Source organism: Pseudoalteromonas sp. SG43-3, assembly GCF_014164385.1.
Classification (GTDB): Bacteria; Pseudomonadota; Gammaproteobacteria; order Enterobacterales; family Alteromonadaceae; genus Pseudoalteromonas; species Pseudoalteromonas distincta.
The window spans coordinates 146,894-168,698 of record NZ_JACJFC010000002.1; the positions used below are offsets into that span (position 1 = coordinate 146,894).

At 38.7% G+C, this 21,805-nt stretch carries 19 protein-coding genes; 14 read left to right on the forward strand and 5 right to left on the reverse strand.

What is annotated here, in order from left to right; genetic code table 11:
* Positions 1–8: 8 nt before the first annotated feature.
* Positions 9–578 carry an alkyl hydroperoxide reductase subunit C gene (gene ahpC, locus H5157_RS02490; protein WP_002960601.1) on the reverse strand — a complete coding sequence of 190 codons (570 nt, stop codon included), beginning with the start codon at positions 576–578 and terminating at the stop codon, positions 9–11.
* A 281-nt stretch (positions 579–859) separates the two neighbouring features.
* Between ahpC and H5157_RS02495 the strand changes: the two genes are divergently transcribed.
* From H5157_RS02495 to H5157_RS02505, 3 genes are all read left to right on the forward strand, one after another.
* A complete protein-coding gene (locus H5157_RS02495; RefSeq protein ID WP_182692533.1) occupies positions 860–1,279 on the forward strand; it encodes a DUF3429 domain-containing protein in 420 nt (139 codons plus the stop codon).
* Between the two features lie 67 nt (positions 1,280–1,346).
* Positions 1,347–1,748, forward strand: coding sequence for a hypothetical protein (locus H5157_RS02500; RefSeq protein WP_002960599.1), 402 nt, complete (start codon positions 1,347–1,349; stop codon positions 1,746–1,748).
* A 3-nt stretch (positions 1,749–1,751) separates the two neighbouring features.
* Entirely contained in the window at positions 1,752–2,567 is an 816-nt protein-coding gene (locus H5157_RS02505; RefSeq protein ID WP_182720130.1) for a class I SAM-dependent methyltransferase, read from the forward strand.
* Positions 2,568–2,594: 27 nt separating this feature from the next.
* Here H5157_RS02505 and H5157_RS02510 read toward each other — a convergent pair whose 3' ends face one another.
* Positions 2,595–4,199: a GMC family oxidoreductase gene (locus tag H5157_RS02510; RefSeq protein WP_182720129.1), complete on the reverse strand. Its 1,605-nt coding sequence runs from the start codon at positions 4,197–4,199 to the stop codon at positions 2,595–2,597.
* 102 nt (positions 4,200–4,301) lie between these two features.
* On the opposite strand from H5157_RS02510, the gene H5157_RS02515 reads away from it, so the two are divergent.
* From H5157_RS02515 to H5157_RS02530, 4 genes are all read left to right on the forward strand, one after another.
* Positions 4,302–5,312: an AraC family transcriptional regulator gene (locus tag H5157_RS02515; protein WP_182720128.1), complete on the forward strand. Its 1,011-nt coding sequence runs from the start codon at positions 4,302–4,304 to the stop codon at positions 5,310–5,312.
* Between the two features lie 37 nt (positions 5,313–5,349).
* Complete coding sequence (locus H5157_RS02520; protein WP_182716292.1) at positions 5,350–6,336, forward strand: Gfo/Idh/MocA family protein; 987 nt, start codon at positions 5,350–5,352, stop codon at positions 6,334–6,336.
* Between the two features lie 427 nt (positions 6,337–6,763).
* Positions 6,764–7,507, forward strand: a complete 744-nt coding sequence (locus tag H5157_RS02525; protein ID WP_002960591.1) for a FadR/GntR family transcriptional regulator — start codon at positions 6,764–6,766, stop codon at positions 7,505–7,507.
* 232 nt (positions 7,508–7,739) lie between these two features.
* A complete protein-coding gene (locus H5157_RS02530; protein ID WP_182724052.1) occupies positions 7,740–8,603 on the forward strand; it encodes a DMT family transporter in 864 nt (287 codons plus the stop codon).
* A 72-nt stretch (positions 8,604–8,675) separates the two neighbouring features.
* Here the strand turns inward: H5157_RS02530 and H5157_RS02535 are convergent, their stop codons facing one another.
* Together H5157_RS02535 and H5157_RS02540 are read right to left on the reverse strand one after the other, a co-directional pair.
* A complete protein-coding gene (locus tag H5157_RS02535; protein WP_182724053.1) occupies positions 8,676–9,872 on the reverse strand; it encodes an MFS transporter in 1,197 nt (398 codons plus the stop codon).
* A 75-nt stretch (positions 9,873–9,947) separates the two neighbouring features.
* A complete protein-coding gene (locus H5157_RS02540; RefSeq protein ID WP_182716290.1) occupies positions 9,948–11,042 on the reverse strand; it encodes an NADH:flavin oxidoreductase/NADH oxidase in 1,095 nt (364 codons plus the stop codon).
* A 478-nt stretch (positions 11,043–11,520) separates the two neighbouring features.
* On the opposite strand from H5157_RS02540, the gene H5157_RS02545 reads away from it, so the two are divergent.
* From H5157_RS02545 to H5157_RS02575, 7 genes are all read left to right on the forward strand, one after another.
* Complete coding sequence (locus H5157_RS02545; protein ID WP_182711693.1) at positions 11,521–13,938, forward strand: TonB-dependent receptor; 2,418 nt, start codon at positions 11,521–11,523, stop codon at positions 13,936–13,938.
* An 85-nt stretch (positions 13,939–14,023) separates the two neighbouring features.
* On the forward strand, positions 14,024–15,604 hold the full coding sequence (locus H5157_RS02550; RefSeq protein ID WP_182724054.1) for a sulfotransferase: 1,581 nt from the start codon (positions 14,024–14,026) through the stop codon (positions 15,602–15,604).
* Positions 15,605–16,035: 431 nt separating this feature from the next.
* Entirely contained in the window at positions 16,036–16,782 is a 747-nt protein-coding gene (locus H5157_RS02555) for a glycoside hydrolase family 19 protein (protein WP_182716833.1), read from the forward strand.
* 42 nt (positions 16,783–16,824) lie between these two features.
* On the forward strand, positions 16,825–17,430 hold the full coding sequence (locus H5157_RS02560) for a hypothetical protein (RefSeq protein ID WP_182711695.1): 606 nt from the start codon (positions 16,825–16,827) through the stop codon (positions 17,428–17,430).
* 35 nt (positions 17,431–17,465) lie between these two features.
* Complete coding sequence (locus tag H5157_RS02565) at positions 17,466–17,810, forward strand: sulfotransferase (protein ID WP_310736818.1); 345 nt, start codon at positions 17,466–17,468, stop codon at positions 17,808–17,810.
* 324 nt (positions 17,811–18,134) lie between these two features.
* Positions 18,135–18,842 carry an AraC family transcriptional regulator gene (locus H5157_RS02570; protein WP_182724138.1) on the forward strand — a complete coding sequence of 236 codons (708 nt, stop codon included), beginning with the start codon at positions 18,135–18,137 and terminating at the stop codon, positions 18,840–18,842.
* A gap of 101 nt (positions 18,843–18,943) precedes the next feature.
* Positions 18,944–19,870 carry a DMT family transporter gene (locus H5157_RS02575; RefSeq protein ID WP_182724055.1) on the forward strand — a complete coding sequence of 309 codons (927 nt, stop codon included), beginning with the start codon at positions 18,944–18,946 and terminating at the stop codon, positions 19,868–19,870.
* Between the two features lie 362 nt (positions 19,871–20,232).
* Here the strand turns inward: H5157_RS02575 and H5157_RS02580 are convergent, their stop codons facing one another.
* Positions 20,233–21,210 carry a helix-turn-helix domain-containing protein gene (locus tag H5157_RS02580; RefSeq protein ID WP_182724056.1) on the reverse strand — a complete coding sequence of 326 codons (978 nt, stop codon included), beginning with the start codon at positions 21,208–21,210 and terminating at the stop codon, positions 20,233–20,235.
* Positions 21,211–21,805 lie beyond the last annotated feature (595 nt).

Here is a 21,805-nt window from a genome sequence, read left to right on the forward strand (position 1 = left end):
ACCTATATTTAGATTTTACCAACTAAATCTAGTGAAGGTGCAAGTGTGTCTTCACCTGGCTGCCAAGATGCAGGGCAAACTTCACCATCGTGAGTTGCAATGTATTGTGCAGCTTGTACTTTACGAACTAGTTCTTTAGCGCTTCGGCCAATTCCTAAATCGTGAGTTTCGATTACTTTAATTTCGCCTTCTGGGTTCATTACAAATGTACCGCGAAGTGCTAAACCTTCTTCTTCAATCATTACACCAAAGCTACGTGTAATACGCCCTGTTGGGTCGCCAATCATTGGGTAAGTAATTTTACCGATAGTGTCTGACGTGTCATGCCATGCTTTGTGAGTAAAATGAGTGTCAGTAGATACTGAGTAAACTTCTACGCCCATTTCTTGAAGTTGTGCATAGTAATCTGCAAGGTCACCTAATTCGGTAGGACATACAAATGTAAAGTCTGCTGGGTAAAAGAAGAAGATAGACCATTTACCTAGAACATCTTTTTCAGACAATTCTACAAAGTCACCGTTGTGGTAAGCGGTTGCATTGAATGGTTGTAATTTTGTATTGATTAATGAAGTGCTCATGGTATTTCCTCATCTGTGTTTATGTATTTTAAAAGTAATCAACGCTTTCGTTTTAAACGACCTTCTGCGTTGGCTTGATTAATACAATAAGGCCAATGGGAAATTAAATAAAATTGATTGTTTAGATTAAAACAATCGGTTTTTTGGGTTGAACTATGTAATCATTGTTATCGTAAGCATTATTTGAATTGTAAACGCTGGCGAATTATTAAGACCGCTAATCGCAATACTGCTACAATAGCCGCGCTTCAGATAAGTCATTAAATATAAGGCACACCGTAATGGAAAAATTTGTTAACCATATACAGCTAGGTTACCTAGGCTTAATCCCGTTTTTAGGGTGTGTAGGTTGGCCGCTCATGTTTGGCAGTAATAGCCTTAACTTGGAGTTTTTTACTTTTTACAGTATCGCCATTTTAGCATTTATGGCGGGTAACTTATGGCGCGCCGGAGAGCAAACTTATAGCAATGCGATAAAAGCTGTTGTTCCTGTAATACCTATACCATTTTTATCATTTTTACCTGTTGAGTGGGCACTCGCTTGTTTAGGTGCTAGTTTTTGGTTAGTACTTATATTTGAAAAAGCCACGCCGCAATGGCAAACCTATCATAAAGATTATCAAAAAATGCGCTTTGTACTTACCTCTGTTGTGTTTGTGTGTCATATCCTTACTATTGGTATGAGTATTTACCCTAAATAACAGCTGTAAACTTAAATATTGCGTGGTAATAAGGTAATATTCGCGCACTGCTATTTGAGGACACACCATGATTGACCAACTACGCCAACAACTCGACGAACTTGGCGAAAACTACGTAGAAAAAAACGCTGCATTTAAAATCAAAGTGATCCCATTTTTTTGTGCTATTCGCATTAAAAAAGATCATAAAAGCGAAGGTCGTTTAAGCTTTTATTCAAGTCAATTACTCGAAATATTTTTAGTCGTTTTATTTTTGCTATTCGGTTTAACACTGTACGATACAGATGCAGGATTTACTCACGGCCCTATTCATATTGCCTTTGCCATTTTAATTACCTTTAATCTTATTATTAAACAAATCGCTATTGAAGGGTTAAAAACCAGACTTGCGTTTCATCGTTTACTAGCAAAAGACTCACAAACAAATAGCGATATAAATAATACTGCTACAAACATAAACGCTAAATAAAATATGTATTTAAATCCTCAATGGCGAATACTCACCGTAGGCGATGGCGATTTATCGTTTTCGAACGCTATTTACACTCATCTATCGCCAAAAGCTTTGGTTGCATCCACTTACGATGACCAAACTACTATTGAGCAAAAATACCAGCACAATGCACTTAGCAACTTAAAAGCGCATAACGTTGAGGTACTTAATAGTTTTGATGTAACAAACCATGCATGTTGGCAAGCTCTAAGTGAAAACCAGCACAGCTTTGATGTGGTTATTTTTCAGTTTCCGCTTATACCTGCATTTGTTGGCCGAGAAGCGTTTGAAAACAACACGCGCCAAACCAGTATGAACGTATTAAACCGCGCTTTACTGCACCAATTTATTAAATACGCTAACGAATACGCGCTTGATAAAAATGGGCCAATGCTTTGTTACATCACCTCAAAGGATGTAAAACCTTATCGAGAATGGAATATAGAGGGGAGTTTAAATAACGGTTTAACCGCAGATTACTTAGGCCAAATCCCATTTGATATTAGCCATTTTGAAGGTTATAAAATTCGTAATGTTGACCGCGACAAACACGTTAAAGACACAAGCGGCATAACTTACGTTTTCAGCCCAAAAAGTCTCGATAAACATACTAGCGAATTAAGCTCACGCCTTACAAAGCCTGCATACTTAACATCTAACCATTGCCCCCTATGCCGCGTTGGGCCTTATGTGGCAAGCGAGGACGAAGCCAAGCATCTAAACGCTAAAAAGCATCAGCAAATGCTGCATCTTGAAAGCGATTGGCAACAATGGCTAAATGAGTTTTATAGCTAATTAATAGCCCTACTACTGTTTATTTAATTACTTCCTTGCGTGTTTAATTAAATCAGCCGCTTTTTCAGCAATCGCAATTACCGGCGCATTTGTGTTGCCGGTAATAATAGTAGGCATAATCGACGCATCAACTACGCGTAAGTTACTTACCCCGTGTACTCGTAAATTAGTATCTACCACTGCCATTGAGTCTTGCCCCATTTTACATGTCCCGACCGGGTGATATTCGGTATCTGCAGTTTGGCGTATAAACTCGATTAGCTGATCATCATTATTTATATCAAGCGAGTAGAGCATTTTACCGCGTATGTTATCAAAAGCGTTGCTTTGCATAATAGCGAGTGTTTTTTTAAGACCAGCAAGCATTACAGTTAAATCATCTGGATGGCTTAAATAATTAGGGTCAATAAGCGGTGCACTACGCGGGTTGTTATCTGCTAATGTAATCGTGCCTCGGCTTTTAGGGCGCATAATACTGCTGTGTATACTGTAACCATGCCCAGTGTGTAATTTACGACTATGATCGTCCACCAGCCCAATTACAAATTCTAGCTGCACATCGGGCGCTGGCGAGCCTTCAAATAATTTAATAAACGCGTGCGACTCTGCAAAATTACTGGTTAATCGCCCTTCTCGTTTACTAAACCAGTTAACGCATCCTTTTAAAATGCTGGCAATGCCATGCGGGCTTATACCAAATGTGCCTTTACTTGTTTTTGATTTATAAAGTGGCACTACCGTTAAGTGATCTTGTAAATTAGCGCCAACACCTTCAAGTACGTGCTGAACCTTAATGTTATGTGCACTTAACTGCTCTTTTGGGCCAATACCCGAAAGCATTAATATTTGCGGCGAATTAATAGCGCCAGCACTGAGTATTACCTCTTTTTTAGCACGTAAATTAATAGCCTCTTTATTGCGCTCTATTTGCACACCTTGCGCTATCTTATTGGTTACATTTATTTTATTAACGTGGCTATGGGTTAATACCGTTAAATTCGGGCGGTTTAAATACGGTGTTAAATATGCTTTTGCTGCACTACAACGCTCGCCATTGTGCTGAGTTACCTGCGATAAACGCGCGCCGCTTTGCTCTTTGCCATTTATATCGTCGCTTAAATTAACGCCCTGCTCAGCACAGGCATTTAAAAAATATTGGTTTACATTGCTTGGGTTACTTAGCTCTTGTATATGTAGCGGGCCTTTTATTCCGTGCAGCTCATTATTTATAAACGCTTTATTGTTCTCAGCTTTAATAAAGTACGGGAGTAAACTCTCAAAATCCCATCCCGTATTGCCATTAGCAGCCCATTGGTCGTAATCGTATTTGTTACCGCGAATATAAACCATTGCATTGGTAGAGCTTGACCCACCCAATACTTTGCCGCGCGGCACAAAACCACAGCGGTTATTAAGCTCTTTTTGTGGCACCGTATTGTAATGCCAGCTATTTATGCCATAAGGCACACTCGCTGCTATGCCAGCTGGCATTTGCACAAATGCACTTTTATCGCTGCCGCCAGCTTCAATTAAACACACACTGACATTTTTATCCTCAGACAATCGCGATGCCATAACGCAGCCGCCACTGCCTGCGCCAATCACAATGTAATCAAATGTTGTATTGTTCATGGTTTACCTTAATAAAAGTTTTAAACGGCCTTAACAGTAATAGTGCATAGAAAAACCCAATAAAACTTGATATTTTTAGACATCACTTATTTGGGGTTAACCATGAGCAGCCTAATCAGAGCCACGTCATTACAAGGTATAGACACGCTAATTAGCGAATTTGGCGGCGATCCGCATGAAATAATGCAAAGCTGTAATATTAGTAACGTTGACTTTAAAAATCTCGACAACCAATATTTACCTTATCGAGATTACGCTGAGCTTTTAGAATACTGTGCTTGTAAGTTCAATTGCTCTAGTTTTGGCCTTAAGCTCGCAAGTAGACAAAACTTTGATATTTTAGGACATATTGCAATAGCTGCCAAAAGTAGTACTAATTTAGGTGATGCACTTAATTGGGTTATTAAATACCTTCACTTACACAGCCCTGCACTTAGCTTAAATTCGCACCCTTTAGAGAATGATAAAAGCTTGTTTTTATCATTCGAAATTAATTTAAAACCATTACCGCACATAAACCAAGTCATTGAGCTAACCATTGGTTTAGCATTAGCTGTTATTAAAAAGCTGAGTAATAACCGCTGCAAACCAATTAATATATTTTTGCCAAAAAAGTTAAGTACTAATACTCGTGCCTATAACACTTACTTTGGTTGTAACGTTATAGAGCATCGCAACAGCGCTGGCATTGTAATCTCAAAAAGTAATTTAACTCTTGAGCTTGATCACCCTAAACTAAATAAAGTACAAGCAGCGCTAAACTTCTTGGCAAAAAACAAAGAACACACACAACCGTTGCCCAACCAAGTTAGTGCGCTAATTAGGCCTATGCTTCCTATTTATCAATGTAGTAACCAAACTATTTCAGCTGCGCTGGGTATGCACCCGCGTACTCTGCATCGAGAACTTATCAAACATAATACGAGTTTTGTAAAACTAAAAGATGCCACTCGCCGCGCTTTAGCTGCACACTATTTAGCGCAAAACCAATTTACAATCTCAACCATATCTGAGCTTTTAGGATATCAGGAACAAGCAACACTAAGTGTTAATGTTAAACGCTGGTTTGGATGTTCTCCTCGAGCATATAGAACTAAAAAAATGTTAAACTAAATACTCTTATTATTTTTATTTAAGCTAAGGAGTGAGCATGAACTTTGTTATTGTTGGCACCAATTTTATTAGCGACACATTGTTAGCCGCTGCAAATACGTTAAACGATTTTAATTTATATGGGGTGTGCTCGCGCGCAGTATCTAGCGGCGAAGCATTTTTAGCCAAACACCCACAAAATGCACAAGCAAAAATTTTCACCTCAATCGAGCAAGTTTGCCAAGATCAAAATGTCGATGCTGTCTACATAGCCGCCCCTAATAGCTTACACAAACAATATGCCGTTATGTGTCTAGAAGCGGGTAAACATGTCCTTGGCGAAAAACCATCAGCTGCCAATTCTAAAGAGCTTGCAAGCATTATAGCTACAGCAAAAAAGCATCAGCGCCTTTACATGGAAGCCATGATGACCTCTCACTTGCCTAACTATGAACAGCTACAACAGGCAATGGTAAAAATTGGCACACCACGTAAATATATTGGCCAGTACAGTCAATACTCATCGCGTTACGATAAGTATAAAAATGGAGAACGCCCAAACACATTTTTACCCGAGTTTGCAAATGGTGCTTTAGTTGATTTAGGGATTTACCCGCTGTATTTATTAATTGCACTTTGGGGGGCACCAAAAAGCGTGAGTGCCAGTGGCGTATTGCTCGATACTGGTGTAGATGGTGCGGGCGATGTATTACTAAACTATGCAGATAAACAAGCCGTTATTAGTTACTCCAAAATATCGCAAGGCGACAACATAACCGAAATACAAGGCGAGCTTGGGCGCATACGTATAGAAGCCGTATCGCAACTTAAAAAAGTGGAATTTATTGCTAATAATGGTGATGTAGAGATTATATCCCAGCCGTTTGATGAGCACTTTATGAAATACGAAGTTGAGCATTTCATGTCATTAGTGAAGCAAAATATCCTTGAGTCACCTGTTAATACGCACATTTTAGCCAGTAACGTAATGAGCGTTCTTGATGAAGCGCGCAAACAGCTTGGGGTTGTGTACCCTAACGACTAATTAAATAAAATATGGGCGTTAACCAACGACAGCTAACGCCCAGAAGAAAGCTTAAATAGCTCTCGTACAACGACACATTTTACAAAACACTTTAAAATAGCGATCCCCATCCATGGGCAATCAAATACTTCTACAACAAACTTAACACTGACAACCCAACTCGGTTTATTACCAATATTTATTACTCAATAACCTTAAATCTAACCTAACACATAAAAACATTACCAATCAAGCTGGCCAATTACATTATTTTAAACTAAATTGGTAATACAAGAATGCAACCGTTGGTGTATAGTGGTTTTTAACCCTAACATCGCGTTAGAATTTTGACATAATAGTGAATTTTAAGGTAACCTCTGATATTAACAGTTGGTTTTGACTTATAGGCCCCAGAGGCCATTATTCCTTAAGGTAATGAAGGTAAAGTATGGGTAATCGTCGCTTATTTTGGCGCATAGTTGATAAAATTGAGTCTTTAATAAATCAAGGCGAATTTTCTGCTGGGAGTCGTTTACCACCTGAACGTGAACTTGCAGAAATGTTTGATGTAAGCCGCCCTACCATTAGAGAAGCTATTATCGCATTAGAAGTACGTGGCCGAGTTGAAGTTAAAACTGGCTCTGGTGTTTACGTAGTAGAACAAAAAAATGCATCTATAAAATCAAAAGAGATTAGTGCATTTGAACTTACTCAAGCTCGCGCATTAATTGAAGGCGAAATTGCCGCTCTAGCTGCTCAAAGCATTACAGAAGAAGAACTAGAGCAACTAAATAAAACATTAATTGCTATGGAAAAAGGCCTATATGTTGAGCAAGCCGATCGTGAGTTCCACGAAATTATAGCTAGAGCAACGCGTAATAAAGCACTTGAATTTGCAGTGTCTAACTTGTGGGATTTACGTTTAACAAATCCACAAATTGTTGCTGACTATGGCAGTGTGTGTAAAAACAATAACGAGTGCGTTATGGATGAACACACCGCTATTTATACAGCCCTAAAGTCGCATGATGCAAATGCAGCGCGCAGTGCAATGCACAAACATTTTAACCGCTTAATTAATGCTTTATTTGACGCTGTAGAATCGCGTGCACTTGAAGAAATTAAACGCAAAAATGATGAAAAACGAGGCCTCTACTCGCTTGATGGCTTAGTTAATAAAAGTGCCCATTAAGGCCTTTTAACCAACTGATTAAAGTTAGCAAACGCCTGTTTGCTAACTTTACCTCTTACTTTATTTACCTTCCCTATTTAATATACTTTTTATTGCGTTATTTTTGGTCGCAAAGACTTACCTATAAATTTAAAAAAAGATACTATGCCGCCATTAATATCGGGTGGGTTTAGCTTTTATACTCCCTGCATTACATAACTAATTGATAGAGTTACTCAACTCAAGGATAAAAATGAAAGCATCTTCAAAAAGTTATTTACTGGCTATCGTGTGTGTATTGCTTGCCATGATGACCATTCAAACGGGCGCGTCGTTTGCAAAACAGCTTTTTCCAATTGTTGGCCCTGAGGGTACGACGGCCCTTAGGCTTGGTTTTTCTGCCTTTATACTTTGCTTAGTGTTTAAACCTTGGAAACACTTACCCACTACGGGTAATCGTATTCCTATAATTGTGTATGGTTTAAGTTTAGGCGGCATGAACATTTTGTTTTATTACGCTATTGAACGCATTCCACTAGGCATTGGTGTAGCACTTGAATTTACAGGCCCGCTTGCTGTTGCCTTATTTTCATCACGCCGCAAACGTGATTTATTTTGGGTTGCCTGTGCTATTGCTGGTATTTTGCTTCTGCTTCCTGATATGAGCGGGCAAGATAGCCTTGATCCATTAGGTGTAGCGCTTGCGCTTGGTGCTGGCGCGTGTTGGGCAGGTTATATATTATTTGGTAAAAAAACCGGCACACAAAGTTCTGGTGGAGCCACTGTCGCATTGGGCATGACTGTTGCCGCTATAGTGCTAGTGCCTTACGGCGGCATTATGCAAAGCCCCGCGTTTACATGGGAAATTATCCCACTGGGTATTGGTATTGCTATTTTATCAAGCGCACTGCCTTACACACTTGAAATGGTTGCACTGCGTAACATGCCTTCACAAGGGTTTAGCGTAATGATGAGTTTAGAGCCTGCAATAGCTTCGCTCGCAGGGTTTATTATACTGGGTGAATTACTTACTTTATGGCAGTGGCTCGCTATTTTACTTGTGATTATTGCATCTGTTGGTAGCTCGTTTTCAAACGCAAAAAAACAGGCTACTTAATTAACTACCAAATAAGCTAAATAAAGTCACCATACAACATGGTGACTTTATTGTGTTGTATCCGGTAATTTTTTAACTCACAACCTTACTTTGCTTTTTAGTTGTAACCAAATAACCAATCAACGAAATAAGCGGCATACCCGTAGCCACCAGTGCAATACCAGTCCAACCACCCACTTCATATAATGGGCTGGCAATAAGCGAGCCTACTGCGCCACCTACAAATATGCTAGTCATATAAATAGCGTTTAAACGCGCACGGCTTTGTGGCTCTAGTGCGTACACTGCACGTTGACCCAATACCATATTGGCCTGCACAGAAAAATCAATAAACACACCGGTTAATGCCAATACTATAATGCCGTAAGGTAACTCAAATAAGCTTGGTAAAAAGCACAGTGCTGCAATGAGTTTGGCCAGTAACGATAACTGATGCGTATAACCCTTATCAGCCAAACGCCCAACAATGGGAGCTGCTACAGCACCTGCGGCGCCCACTAGTGCAAACAATGCTATTTCTGATTGGGATAAACCATACTCACGGGCAAGCACAACCGGTACGCTCGTCCAAAATAAGCTGAACGATGCAAACATTAACGCTTGAAAAAGTGAACGTTGGCGCAGCACTGGCTGGCTTATCATTAATTGTTTCAGCGATTTTAATAACTTAAAATACGTTGTTTTATGGGTTGGTTGCCTACTTGGAATAGCAAAATAAATTACACCAGCAATAAACACCATACACCCTGCTGCAAAGTAAAATACAGCGCGCCAACCAAAGTGATCGGCTATTAAGCTCGATATAGGTCTTGCTAGCAAAATACCTAACAACAAACCCGCCATAATATTACCAAGAACTTGTCCGCGTTTTTCGTCAGACGATAAATACGCAGCAAGTGGAATAAGCACCTGAACAGAAACCGAACTTATACCTATCATCAAACACAAAATAAGCATTACATTAGGTGAATCAGCAAGTGCCGTACCCACTAAACTCAAAAACGACACACCAAGAGTGACCAACATAAGCTTTTTATTTTCAACTAAATCAGCTAGTGGTACTAAAAAAAACAACCCCAAAGCGTAGCCTATTTGTGTAAGCGATACGATAAGGCTAGCACTGTGCGCACTTAATCCAACTTCTGGGGCAAGTAACTCAATAATAGGTTGAGCGTAATAAATATTGGCAACAATAAGACCGCAACACAAAGCAATAATAGTAACGAGTGTATTGCTAAGAGGTTGCGCTGAAACGCCTGTTTGGGTCATGTGTGTCTCTACTTTATAAAAATAATAAAACCCAACCCGCAAACGCGGGTTGGGTTTCTACAAAAAAACTAAACTTTATTTTATTGGTGATGGCTGCCCATGTGGGCTTGAGCGTAAATACTGTTTAGGTGCAGTTACTGTAGCGCCAAGCTCTGCAGCTGCATGCCACGGCCAGTGCGGGTTATATAAAATGCCACGCGCTAGTGCTACGCCATCGGCTTGCTGCTCACTAATAATATCTTCGGCTTGTTGCGCCTGTGTAATTAAACCCACCGCTATAACAGGCATTTTAACCGCTTCTTTTATGGCTGTTGCAAACGGTACCTGGAAATTAGGTTTAACTGGTATTTGTTGCTCTGGGCTTAGGCCCGCCGTACTTACATGAATAAAATCACAACCTAGTTCATCAAGCGCTTTACTAAGCACTATCGATTGATCTAAATCCCAGCCACCTTCAACCCAATCGGTTGCCGAAATACGCACACCCACTGCTTTATTACTGGGGAATACCGCTCTTACCGCTTTAAACACATCAAGTAATAAGCGCATTCTGTTTTCTAGGCTGCCACCGTAGTTGTCATCTCGCTTGTTTGAAAGTGGCGACAAAAATTGATGTAACAGGTAACCGTGCGCACCATGAAGCTCGATTAAATCAAGGCCGAGTTCATCAGCGCGTTTAGCTGCACTTACAAAATCTTTAATTAGTGAATCTATGTCAGATTGGCTCATTGCTTTTGGCACTGGGCTGTTAGCGTCGTACGCAATTGCCGAAGGTGCGAGCGTTTGCCAGCCATTTACATCATCAGGTGCAATGGCATCGCCACCGTCCCATGGTTTTTCAGTTGATGCTTTGCGTCCAGCATGCGCTAACTGAATACCAATAGGCATAGGGCTGTATTGCCTTACTGCTTTTAGGCTTTTGCCTAGTGCTTGTTGGGTTTCGTTATTCCAAAGCCCCAAATCGCCGTAGCTAATACGCCCTTCAGGGTTTACTGCTGTTGCTTCTAAAATAAGTAACCCAGCACCGCTTAAACTCAATTGGCCTAAATGAATAGTATGCCAATCGCTAGCAGCGCCATTGTTTGCTGAATACTGGCACATGGGTGCAATAATAATACGGTTATCTAACGTTACTTGCCCAAGTGATAAAGGCGAAAATAGTTGGCTCATTGTTAATCCTTAAAAACACGCACAAAAAAGTGCGGACAAAATAAAAAAGAGAATACGAAGCGGCAATCAAACACGCTCACTCAATAACTTAAACTGTCACTAATAATGGCGACTTAACATCCTTAATGGGGATCAAAATACACTTTAATAGTGCTAATAAAAGTATAAGTAATGACATTATGAAATATTAATTTTAATGTAATAATTTGTTTAACGAGCACGTCATAACACCACCTTTAAAATACGAATGACTATTTATCTTTAAACAAGGGTTTAATTTTTAATCTAACTGTACCTAATTACACTAAGCCATTGCCTGTATTGCCTATTAACTAAATAAAAACCCCGAAAATAAGCTATATTTATTCTATAAAAGTGAATTAAAATTCAATTTAAATATTCCCAGCTACTTCACTCCCTGATAAACTGCTTAACTTAATTTACTAATGTAAAACATTTGAACTGGGGATCACTTTTTATGTTTAAACCAAGCTTGTTAACCTTGGCTATTTCGAGCGCTGTTTCTAGCGTATTTTTATTGCCTAATGCCGCACTTGCTCAAGAAGAAGTTGCAGCTAAAAACAAATCACTCGAAGTAATTGAAGTTACAGCAACAAGGCGCAGCGGCTCGGTGCAAAATGCACCGCTAAATATTACAGCCCTTGATGCTGATATAATGAAAGATCAAAATATCAGTGAGCTTGCGGATGTAGCGCGCTGGGTACCTGGTTTAACAATTACCGATCAAGGTGGCCGCTCAGGCTCGCCTATTATTGTTCGTGGTTTAAATACAAACTCGTCTGGTCCATCATCAGATGGCGGCACAGTATCTACTTACATTAACGAAATTCCTGTTTCGGTAGATATGCGCCTAGTAGATATTGAGCGTGTTGAAGTATTAATTGGGCCACAAGGCACCCTTTATGGTGCAGGCACATTAGGCGGTGCAATTCGCTACATGCTTAAACAGCCTGAGCTTGATTTTACATCTCTTGAAGTTTACGGCGACCTGTTTCAAACAAAAGAAAGTGACTCTTTAGGTGGCGAAGGCGGTTTTATATTTAACCTTCCTATTATTGAAGATAAATTAGCAGTACGCGCCAGCTTAAACGTATATGAAGACCCCGGTTTTATCGATTACGGTTATGTAGTGCGTGAATCTGGCGTATCACTGCCAGATCCAGATTGGAGCGATAGCTCAGCAGTTAATAACAACCTTAAAAATGTAAAAGACGCCAACGGCGAAACCACCACTACAGGTCGTATTTCTGTTCGCTTTAAACCAAATGAATCGTTTGAAGGTACGCTTAACTACTTTTATCAAAACCAAGACAGTGAAGGCCGCTCGATTGTTCATTACAATAGCCTTAATGCAAACAACGGTTTAAGCGACGTAATAGGTAAATACGAATCGGCTTATCGCTTTGAAGAGCCGCGCGAGAAAAAAGATCAATTACTAAGCCTTGAACTAAAAGCCGATTTAGGTTTTGCAGAGCTAGTATCGGCAACCGGTATTTCGAGCTTTGATGCCGACGGTCAACGCGATCAAACAGACTTACTTATTCGTCTTGATTACGGCTATGAAGAATTCCCTTCGTTTTCAACGTTTACCCGTGAAATAGACGAAGAAGATACCTTCACTCAAGAAATTCGCTTAGTGTCGCAAGGCGACAGCGACTTTAACTGGATTGTGGGTGGCTTTTACAACAAAACAGAAACCGAAGCGTCAAGCCGAGAGTTTACCCCTGGGTTTGACCAATTCGCTATTGATAACTTTGGTGGCGAGCAGCTAAGACCTGACTCATTAGAATACTTAGAGCTTACAAAAAGTAAAGTCACTGAGTCTGCACTATTTGGTGAAGTTGGTTATCAAGTAACCGACAAATTAGATATTACCATTGGTGCCCGTTTTTACGAATACGATGTAGAGTCGCAAGCAGCTTTTGACTTCCCGCTAGCCAATACATTGTATGGTGGAGTAGATCCTGACAAAATCACCGTTGCATACGAAAAAGATGACGCTGGCGATAACGGTAACTTATTTAAATTTAATGCTAAATATCAATTTACTGATTCAGTAATGGGTTATGTAACAGTAAGTGAAGGCTTTAGAATTGGTGGTTCAAACGGTTTAGTGTCTTGTCCTGATCCAATTGTTGAGGATCAACAAACAGGTTGTGGTAAACCTGACGAATTATTATATGAAGCCGACACCACAACAAACTACGAGCTAGGCTTTAAAAGTACATGGTTTAGAAGCCAGCTACACTTTAACGCCGCGTTATTTAACGTAGATTGGGATGATGCGCAAATCACTGGCGCTACAGATATAGGTCAATTAACGTACCTTTCAAACGCAGGCAGCGCTAATGCAAAAGGGGTAGAAATTTCGACCCGTGCCATTTTATCTGACTCGTTTTCAGTTTACGCAACTTATGCCTACACAAAAGCAGAGCTAACATCAGACGCACCATTTTTGTTTAATGCCGATGGTACCGATGGCGCAGAAGACGGCGACCGTTTACCAGGCTCACCTGAAAATCAATTTTCGATGGGTGTAAACTATCAAACAGACGTGTTTAACGACAAAACGCTTGATATTAACTACGGTTTAACTGCGCAAAGCGACGTGCTTTCAAGAGTAGGGCTTCGTGATAACGGCGAAACACTACCAGGTTACAGCTTAAGTAATATATCAGCTAAATTAACAGCTGATGCATGGTCAACTACCCTATATGTTGATAACCTATTCAACAAATACGCGGTTACATCCGTTCGTCGTTCAGATGCCGATATAACATCAGCAAATGGTGCCGACATACAACGTAACTACGGCCATTACATTAATCGCCCGCTTACGGTAGGTGTTAAATTTAACTACAAATTTGAAATATAATTTATAGTAATTTTTAAACAATGTTTTAAGGCTCAAATTTATTTGAGCCTTTTTATTTTCTTTCACAAAATAATTACCAAAAACCATGCAGCCAAATTTAAAGCAACTTCATCAAAGCGCAATACACTCCCTAAACCAAGGTAAAATAGAGCAAGCACACAAAGCCCTAGTGGAGTTAGTTACACTCAAACCAGACTTTGCTGATGGGTATTTTTTGCTGGCAATGGTTAATTTAACTGTTGGGCAAATACACAAAGCAATAAAGCTCATCGAAAAAGCCCTCACCCTTGGCAAAAGTATTGAATATACCGCGCAACTTGCTAAATGTTACGCACTTACTGGCGAATTACAAAAAGCAAAAAACACCGCACTATCGGTGCCATTAAAGCAAATAACTAAAGCACTTGATGCCGACACACTCGGCGTTGCACTTACTCAAGCAGGTATTCACGAGCAAGCACTTAACTACTTTGAGCGCGCTATTACACTGTCTACAGCAGCTAACAAAGCTCAACCTCAGTTTTATTATAACTACGGTGTAAGTGCTAAGTTTTTAGGGCTATTTGATAAAGCCCAACACGCTTTTGAAAATGCCATAGCGCTTAACCAGCTGCACCATCAAAGTCATTTTGCATTAAGTGATTTAACTAAAGTAAGTACACAAAACAATCATATTGAACGCTTAAAAAACGTGTTTGAGCAAGTAACAAACCCCGATGCAAAACTGCATATTGGCCATGCTTTAGCTAAAGAGTATCAAGATATTGGTGAGTTTTCAGAGGCTTTTACCGCGTTAGAGCAAGGTAAAGTAGTAAAACGTGCTGTACAGCCGTTTGATCATAAAAGCTCAACTGAGTTATTTGAACATATTAAACTCTTAAGTGAACAGCACACACAAGCGCTGACACAAGGTAACCCAACGGCAGAGCCTATTTTTGTATTAGGCATGCCCCGCTCTGGCACCACATTGGTAGAGCGTATTTTATCGAGCCACAGCGACGTGCAGTCAGCCGGTGAACTGCAAGACTTTGGCTTAAGTGTTAAAAGGCTCAGCCAAACACAAACACCCCATGTGCTCAACACTCAAACACTCAGTAAAGCCTACGAGCTTGATTTTAATCAGCTTGGGTCAACCTATTTAAACGCAACACGCGTAATAACAGGCAGCCATAAGCACTTTATAGATAAACTCCCGTTTAACTTTTTTTATATCGACTTAATTACCAAAGCCCTGCCAAACGCTAAAATTATTTGCATGCTACGCGACCCAATGGACACCTGCATTGGTAACTATCGCCAGTTATTTACTATAAATAACCCCTACTACGCGTACTCGCTCGATTTACTCGACACTGCCAAATTTTACAGCCGCTTTTACAAACTCATGCAGCACTTTAGCGCCCTGCATAGCAATATAAAATTAGTAAAATACGAAGAACTAGTCGCCCAGCCCGAGCAGCAAATAAAAGAGCTAGTTAGCTTTTGTAATTTAGAGTGGCAAGCACAGTGTATAGACTTTCACTTAAACACCTCACCGGTCTCTACTGCAAGTAAAGTGCAAGTACGCCAACCACTTAACAACAAAGCAATTGGCCGTTGGAAGGCATTTAAGCCCCATACTGATGAGGCTGAGACCTACTTAAAACAACAAGATATTATAGGATGAAATATCACTTCTATTTTATATAAATTCGCTTAATTAATTTATAGTCAGGTAATTACTTTTTAAAATAAATATAAGCACTGTGACGATCAAACTAACACAGTTGCCAATGCTTACTGACAAATATTGATAGAAAAGGAATAATATAAATGGAATAAAATTCAGCTAATGTTCCCTTGAAGGGGCCACATAGTGAGTGGTATAGTTACTAAAGGATTAAAATGTTAATATTTAAAGAACTAAACTTAGTAAATATAACAAGGTTAACTAATAGTGTTGGTCACGGTGCTAGGAATGCCCCACTAGATGTTTTAGTACTACAAAGGCTTTTATTAGGTACCACAAAAAAGTATTTCGGTAAAAAAGTACTAAAGCCCGATGGATATTATGGTAGTAAAACTTAAGAGCAACTAAAGCTATTTCAATCCGCTGCATTGGGTAATAAACACCCAAGTAAAAAAGTTATACCTGATGATTTAACTCACAAAGCACTTGTAGCCTCATTAAGTCAGAACTTTCTAAAAAAGCACAAAGAAGCTGCCCTTTTAAATCAAGTTCAAGTTATTGATTATGAACACTTCATTAAAATATATAAAAAGCAGTTCCCTAATGAGCAAGCATTTAATGATCTAAAAAAACTCTTGATTGAGTGTGTAATGGATCCTCACATTACCGATATCCGATGGATTGCTTACATGTTAGCGACAGTAAAACGTGAGTGCGGACGTACCTGGAAACCAATTAAAGAGTGGGGAAAAGGAAAAGGTAAGCTGTATGGTAGCGTACACGATGTTCCAACTACTTCAACTGTAGAAAAAAACATATATTACGGAAGGGGTTATGTACAATTAACATGGGATTATAATTATAAAAAGGTTGGCGATGCTTTAGGGCTTGGAGATAAGCTCTATATAAATCCAGACCTAGCACTTAATCATAAAATTGCATATGCAATAATGTCTTATGGCATGCGAGAAGGTTTATTTGCTAAAGCGAAGCTAGGCCAATTTATATCAGGTGCAACTTCTAATTATATTGGAGCTAGGAGAATAATTAATGGTCAAGATCACGCTTTAGAGATTGCTAATGACGCTATAATTTTTGAGCGACTATTGAAAGCGTCACGAGGTACATTTGAATTTGAAAAGTTATTATTCTCAACAAATGTAGCGTTAGCTTAATACACATATACTTTTATGGATTAACTCTTGGTGAAATTAAATATGACCTTATTTGTTATGATCTTTTTATTATGCTCGCATGTTAATGCCGCTTCACTCAATGCAGATATTAAGAATAATAAACCCTTAAAAATGCAGATACCCTCTGGTCAAAAGTTGCCTCTAGATTTTGAGCTATTAACTCAAAAAAAGCTTCTTGGCTCACTAAATAAAAACGACAACTGTTCTATCAAAGACGAACATCATAACAATCGATTTGTCTCAGTTTTTAAGCTAAGTTCGGGTGATAAATTGCTTGCATTAGCTTGCAACACTGGAGCATATCAAGACAGTTACTTGACCTATTATGTCAAGACGTTAACTAACATGGCTTACCCCATAACTTGGTCAGAACCTACTTTTATTGATAATAAGTGGGAGCTAAAGCAAACTAATTTAATTACCGGCAGTATTGAAGTTAGTGAAATAGGGAATGAATTAAAGTCTCTGCGCTTATACTCTGCTTTTGGCTCTTGCGGTTATAAGGTCAATTACACCATTTCGTTCCCACAACTGATTAATCTAAAACCTAATTTAATACATGCAGACAACGATTGTGGTAATGGCATTTTAGTTGACGAGTGGCCAGTAATTTCCAATTCAAAATAACATCGCTAGTAATTATATTAAGGTCATATACTAATGTGATAAATGCCCCCAGTATGGGGGATTTATCTTTTTTAAATAGCCGCTTTTATAAACTCATGCAGCACTTTAGCGCCCTGCATAGCAATATAAAATTAGTAAAATACGAAAAACTAGTCGCCCAGCCCGAGCAGCAAATAAAAGAGCTAGTTAGCTTTTGTAATTTAGAATGGCAAGCACAGTGTATAGACTTTCACTTAAACACCGCACCGGTCTCTGCCGCCAGTAAAGTACAAGTACGCCAACCACTTAACAATAAAGCAATCGGCCGTTGGAAAGCATTTAAGCCACATACTAATAAAACAGTGGAGTACCTTTTAAAGCAAGGTATAAATATTGAGTAAACGCTTTATTTTACCGGTAAGAGACGCCAAATAAGAGGCTTTGTGTAAGTGTAGGTCGGATAAGCGAAGCGCCATCCGACACAGTAAAATACCTTGCCAATTATTATCAACATTTTATGTTGTGGAGTGGCGGAGAATGCCAACAGCAGATATTACCTTTCAAAGCCTTTAGTGGGACTGCTAAGCCATGTAAACTCACACACCATTGCAGTCATTGAGGTTTAAGTTAAAGAGCCAATAAAACTAACACTTCACTTTGTCATCCATTGCTCTACTATGTATAACCAAAATCAGGATGAAATAAGGCCATACATTTCTGTTATTATGAAAAATCTATTATCCATTCGTTCTTATAGCACAAAACCAACCCGTCACTCACATCACTTTAATCAATTGGTTTTACCTTTACGTGGTGTCATAAATATATGCGTTGGTGATTTCAATGGTAAAGTTGCGCCAAGTGAATGTGTTGTAGTTAAAGCCAATGAAGAGCACTTGTTCACTGCAGATACTGAAGCTAGATTTGTAGTTGTGGACATGAAAAACCTACCCCTAAATATTTCATCTTCTCACTGTATTGTTTTTGCAATTAACTCAGCCCTTAAAAGTTACTTAACCTTTATCGAAAACCAATTAGAAAATAAAGTTAATGCTCAATTAGAACAGGCGATGTTTGAAATGTTCAGTTTACTGCTTGCAGAGCAACCTTTATTGTCAAAAGTAGATAACCGTATTGGTACAGCAATATCCTTCATAGAGCAAAATATTGCAGAGCAACTTCACATTAAACGCCTGGCTGAATCTGCTTTTCTAAGCGAAACGCAGTTTAAGAAACTATTTAAGCAACAAGCAAATATGACTGTGATGAAATACGTAACCAAACTTCGTATGGAAAAAGCGCAAGCTTTACTAACACACACAGATTATCCACTATCAATCATTGGTGAAAAAGTAGGCTACAAAGAGCCGTCAGCCTTTAGCCGAAAGTTTTCACAATTCTTTGGCCTACCACCTAATAAATTCAAAAAGTAAACTTAGTCTTTATTGTCAACGATAGCGTCTTAATTGTTAAAAACTCCTTTCATCATTAGCATACAATTTCTGTATTGAAATAATAAAAAACAGGTATCACTATGCAAAGTCATCACGGAAGTTTTAAAGGTGTAATTGCTATCATTATTGCTAGTTTTTTGTGGGGAACAACAGGCACCGCAGCAAGCTATTCCCCTGATGTGAGTTCGTTTGCAATTGGTGCATTCTCTATGGGAATAGGGGGAGTGCTACTTGTTATTACAGCACGAAAAACGTTATTTATAGATTATAAGCTCATGATTTCACAGCCTAAGGTATTACTTTTAGGTGCCGCTTCTGTCGCTATCTATCCATTAGCATTTTATACTTCAATGCGTTTATCAGGTGTTGCAATTGGCACTGTAGTTTCAATTGCTACGGCACCTTTTTTTGCTGCAATCCTTGAAAGCCTAATTAGTAAAAAAAATATATCACTGGAATGGGTACTGAGTTTTGTTATTGGAGCTATAGGTATTACTTTATTAACGTTAGGTAGAGATCAGAGTAATGATCCTTCATACAGTATTAATCAACAGAGCCTGGGTATTCTTTTGGGGTGTATTGCTGGATTAACCTATGCAGGTTATTCATGGGCAGCAAGGAGTTTAATTGAAAGTGGAGTTCATTCGAAATCGTCAATGTCAGGACTGTTTGGTTGTGCTGCTTTATTGTTACTCCCTTCATTATGGTTTACAGGTGATAACTTATTTTCAAGCGCAACCAATGCATTGGTATCTTTGTATATGGCAGTAATTCCAATGTTTTTAGGATACTTATTATTTGGTTTTGGCTTGAATTATATAAATGCAAGTAAAGCGACATTAATTACCTTAATAGAACCATTAGTTGCAACTGTTTTAGCCGTTTTCGTTATTGGTGAAAGGTTTAAGATAATTGGTTGGATAGGTGTGGCTTTGGTATCACTATGCCTATTAATGCAAACCATCAAACCTCAAAAGCAATTAAGAGTACCTATTAAATCTATGTAGCTTAAGAGCATTGACAATGCTTTTAAAAGCTTACCATAGGGTATAATTCATTTATATAAAGTAAAAAACATGAACGCTCGTAACGAACGTTCATAAAATGTAATAACCAAGGAGACGAGTATTGACTTCATACATCATAATTTCTCACAGTCTGCCTCACGCTCACAGCCGAACTTCGCTAAAGTGCCATTTATAGTATTTGAATTTAGGTCTAGATTGATGATCGTAAATGCCAGCATAGCGGTTGTTCAAGTATTTATATTTAGATGACTTATTTGTATCCCCCTAATCTCTGCCATATTAGAAAGTTACTGGTTAAGATTAGGTTTTTGTATCGCTGATAAAGATGCATATCATGTTCATCACTCTTCTTTATCCAGCAACTCCATTAATCCAACCAGTGCAGCGAAAAGTACAGCCCCTACAGGCCAAATTATCCAAGTTACGCCCCAATCCATAGTCCATAAGCTCCAACCAAGAAAGATAGCGATTAGCAAAGGCCAGTAGAATGCAGCGAGTTTTTCAGCACGTTTTACACGTCTACTCTTTACGGTATCTAGAGGCCCATCTTTTAGAATATTGTTATAAGCCTCGTATTTAGCCGCAACAGGAGACACAATGTATATCCCAGCGGCTATGATGAGCATAAGTACAATTAGCATCATTAGAGTTATACTTGGGCCTCTGAAAAGCATACTAGCAAACATAAGAGGTGCAAAACTGATAATGAACATAAATATACCCAACGATAATCTTCGATTATAGGTAGGTCTGAACTTTGTTAATTTTTCATTGAAAACACCATGTACACCATAGGCTAATTCAAATGCTTCATTATCTATTACCGCTATATCGCTTTCATATTGGTTGCCTCTGAGAAAAAAATTTATTCCCATAGAGACCATAACTACAATACACACAACTCCTATCGCTGCTGCGATATTGCCTGTCAGGTTCAATCGATTGGTTTCAGCCATTGCCAAGAAGAAAAACAAAGGTACTACTGAGCATAAACAAAGTATAACTCCTTTAGTGATTAAGGCTGACACTTCCATCTTATTTTCAATATATTTTGCTGCTTGTTCTAAACTAATTTGAATGATATCAGGCTTTTTATTTTCATCATGAGAATCAAAAGCTTCATTCTCATCTCTTAGTAGAAAGTCAGTAGACACGTCAAAAAGCTCCGCCAATATAATTATCCTATTTAAATCAGGTATGCTATTAGTGCTTTCCCACTTAGACACTGACTGCCTAGAAACATTCATCTTTTCAGCCAATTCTTCCTGCGACCAACCAACTTGTTTTCTTAATCTGACAATCTTTTCTGCTAAAATCATAAAGTTCATTCCTTCATTTGTTGTTGAGCGGTAAGCATAGAAAGTCAGGTAGTTGCAGACCAGCAAGTCAAGTTGTTAATTTGTCAACCAGCGGTTGCAATTAAGCTAAACAGCTAAATTTAAACATTTTATTTGGTGCTAGCAAGTTAGTTTTTCATTTTGAGAGTCGAACCAAATTAGACATCCTAAATATAACTAAGCTGTCAATCTATGGCAAAATTTCCCCATCAGGCAGGTCTTCCAGCCCAAAAGCTTTAAAGGTGCCCGTTTGATCCAATTTTGTCACTCGCTTAGGGAAGAGTTTAGTGCTTAATTGCTAAAATCACCTATAGCATAACTAGGGCATCCATAGTTAAACCACCTCAAAAAAAGAATGTTAGTAATGGGTCAATTTTGTTGACTAACGGTTGCTCGATTTAAGTTGTTAATTTACATTATTATTAATAATTTTCAGTAATTTGACATGATTAATTCATTATAAATCTGTGTAAAAATTAAATGCTAGCGTCTTCTATACTCACAAAGTGATCTTGAAACCGAATTCATTACTGACTGCTTTAGGCTCAAATGAGCATCAAGTGATGGAAGTTCAAAG

Excerpts from the sequence above, each read along its gene's own strand:
- H5157_RS02550 (WP_182724054.1), top strand. The coding sequence starts at position 14,024 with ATGCAGCCAAATTTAAAGCAACTTCATCAAAGCGCAATACACTCCCTA.
- H5157_RS02510 (WP_182720129.1), bottom strand. The coding sequence starts at position 4,199 with ATGAACAATACAACATTTGATTACATTGTGATTGGCGCAGGCAGTGGC.
- ahpC (WP_002960601.1), bottom strand. The coding sequence starts at position 578 with ATGAGCACTTCATTAATCAATACAAAATTACAACCATTCAATGCAACC.
- H5157_RS02525 (WP_002960591.1), top strand. The coding sequence starts at position 6,764 with ATGGGTAATCGTCGCTTATTTTGGCGCATAGTTGATAAAATTGAGTCT.
- H5157_RS02570 (WP_182724138.1), top strand. The coding sequence starts at position 18,135 with ATGAAAAATCTATTATCCATTCGTTCTTATAGCACAAAACCAACCCGT.
- H5157_RS02540 (WP_182716290.1), bottom strand. The coding sequence starts at position 11,042 with ATGAGCCAACTATTTTCGCCTTTATCACTTGGGCAAGTAACGTTAGAT.
- H5157_RS02505 (WP_182720130.1), top strand. The coding sequence starts at position 1,752 with ATGTATTTAAATCCTCAATGGCGAATACTCACCGTAGGCGATGGCGAT.
- H5157_RS02515 (WP_182720128.1), top strand. The coding sequence starts at position 4,302 with ATGAGCAGCCTAATCAGAGCCACGTCATTACAAGGTATAGACACGCTA.
- H5157_RS02500 (WP_002960599.1), top strand. The coding sequence starts at position 1,347 with ATGATTGACCAACTACGCCAACAACTCGACGAACTTGGCGAAAACTAC.
- H5157_RS02530 (WP_182724052.1), top strand. The coding sequence starts at position 7,740 with ATGAAAGCATCTTCAAAAAGTTATTTACTGGCTATCGTGTGTGTATTG.
- H5157_RS02545 (WP_182711693.1), top strand. The coding sequence starts at position 11,521 with ATGTTTAAACCAAGCTTGTTAACCTTGGCTATTTCGAGCGCTGTTTCT.
- H5157_RS02535 (WP_182724053.1), bottom strand. The coding sequence starts at position 9,872 with ATGACCCAAACAGGCGTTTCAGCGCAACCTCTTAGCAATACACTCGTT.
- H5157_RS02575 (WP_182724055.1), top strand. The coding sequence starts at position 18,944 with ATGCAAAGTCATCACGGAAGTTTTAAAGGTGTAATTGCTATCATTATT.
- H5157_RS02495 (WP_182692533.1), top strand. The coding sequence starts at position 860 with ATGGAAAAATTTGTTAACCATATACAGCTAGGTTACCTAGGCTTAATC.
- H5157_RS02520 (WP_182716292.1), top strand. The coding sequence starts at position 5,350 with ATGAACTTTGTTATTGTTGGCACCAATTTTATTAGCGACACATTGTTA.
- H5157_RS02580 (WP_182724056.1), bottom strand. The coding sequence starts at position 21,210 with ATGATTTTAGCAGAAAAGATTGTCAGATTAAGAAAACAAGTTGGTTGG.
- H5157_RS02560 (WP_182711695.1), top strand. The coding sequence starts at position 16,825 with ATGACCTTATTTGTTATGATCTTTTTATTATGCTCGCATGTTAATGCC.